The organism is Myxococcaceae bacterium JPH2 (assembly GCA_016458225.1).
Classification (GTDB): Bacteria; Myxococcota; Myxococcia; order Myxococcales; family Myxococcaceae; genus Citreicoccus.
Map to the genome: position 1 here is coordinate 1 of JAEMGR010000100.1, position 1,650 is coordinate 1,650.

Genomic DNA, 1,650 nt, shown 5'->3' on the forward strand with positions numbered 1-1,650 from the left:
CTCTTCGACGGGGAGACAGTGCAGAGGTGGGCGAGGCAGGTGAAGGAGCTGGTGGAGACAGCGGTGAAGGACGGCGGGGTGAGGGTGAGGGAGGTGATGGGAGAGGAGGAGAGGGAGAGGGTGTTGCGGGAGTGGAACGCGACGGGGAGGAGCGAGGGAGGGGAGACGCTGCTGCACGAGCTGGTGGAGGCGCAGGCGAGGAGGACGCCGGAGGCGGTGGCGGTGGTGAGTGGGGAGAGGGAGGTGAGCTACCGGGAGCTGGAGGAGAGGGCGAACGGGCTGGCGTGGAGGCTGAGGGCTGCGGGGGTGAGTGCGGAAGAGAAGGTGGGGGTGAGCGCGGCGAGGACGTGGGAGTTGGTGGTGGCGGTGTTGGGGGTGCTGAAGGCGGGGGGGGCGTACGTGCCGCTGGACGCGAGCTATCCGCGAGAGAGGTTGGAGCGGATGGTGGAGGACGCGAAGCCGCGAGTGGTGGTGGGGCAGAGAGAGGTGTTGGAGGGGTTGGGGTTGAGGGGAGTGGAGCGAGTGGAGCTGGGGGAGGAGAGGGCGGAGGAGGGGCCGAAGGGAGGGGTGAGCGCGAGGCAGCTGGCGTACGTGCTGTACACGTCGGGGAGTACGGGGAGGCCGAAGGGGGTGGGGGTGGAGCACCGGAGCGCGGTGTCGTTTGTGAGGTGGAGTTGGGAGGCGTTTGGGGACGAGGAGATGAGGGGAGTGTTGGGGGCGACGTCGCTGAACTTCGACTTGTCAGTGTTTGAAGTGTTTGGGCCGCTGACGAGAGGGGGGAAGGTGGTGGTGGTGGGGAGCGCGCTGGAGATGGGGGAGGTGGAGGGGAAGGGGGTGACGCTGGTGAATACGGTGCCGTCTGCGATGAGGGAGGGAGTGAGGGGCGGGTGGGTGCCGAAGAGTGTGAGGGTGGTGAACCTGGCGGGGGAGGCGCTGACGAGGGAGTTGGTGGAGGAGATAGGGAGAGGAGCGCCGTGGGTGGCGAGGGTGGTGAACCTGTACGGGCCGACGGAAGACACGACGTATTCGACGAGTGCGGAGGTGAGGCGGGGGGAGAAGAAGGAGCCTGGGATTGGGAGGCCGCTGAAGGGGCGGCGCGCGTACGTGTTGGACGAGGGCGGGAGGGTGGTGAGTGAAGGGGTGGCGGGAGAGCTGTACTTGGGGGGAGAGGGGCAGGCGCGAGGGTACGAGGGGAAGGCGGAGCAGACGGCGGAGCGATTCGTGCCGGATGAGTACAGCGGGGAGGCGGGGGCGAGGCTGTACCGGACGGGGGACCGTGCGAGGTGGGTGAAGGGGGAGTTGGAGTACCTGGGGCGGTTGGACGCGCAGGTGAAGGTGCGCGGGTACCGGATTGAGTTGGGGGAGGTGGAGGGGGCGTTGAGGGAGGAGGAGGGGGTGAGGGAGGCGGTGGTGGTGGTGAGGCAGAGGGAGGGGGAGAAGAGGTTGGTGGGGTACGTGGTGGGGGAGGTGAAGGGGGAGGGGGTGCGGGAGGGGCTGAAGAGGAAGTTGCCGGGGTACATGGTGCCCAGCTGGGTGGTGGTGCTGAAGGCGCTGCCACTGACGCCGAACGGGAAGGTGGACCGTCGAGCGTTGCCGGAGCCGGAGGCGCAGCAGCCCGAAGTCTCCGAGCGAAGCCACGTCGCGCCGCGC

Annotated in this window: 1 protein-coding gene; it reads left to right on the forward strand. The window is 68.7% G+C overall.

Annotation, left to right across the window (positions count from 1 at the left end; all coding sequences use genetic code 11):
- On the forward strand, window positions 1-1,650 hold a 1,650-nt coding region (locus JGU66_36275), incomplete at both ends, for an amino acid adenylation domain-containing protein (GenBank protein ID MBJ6766233.1).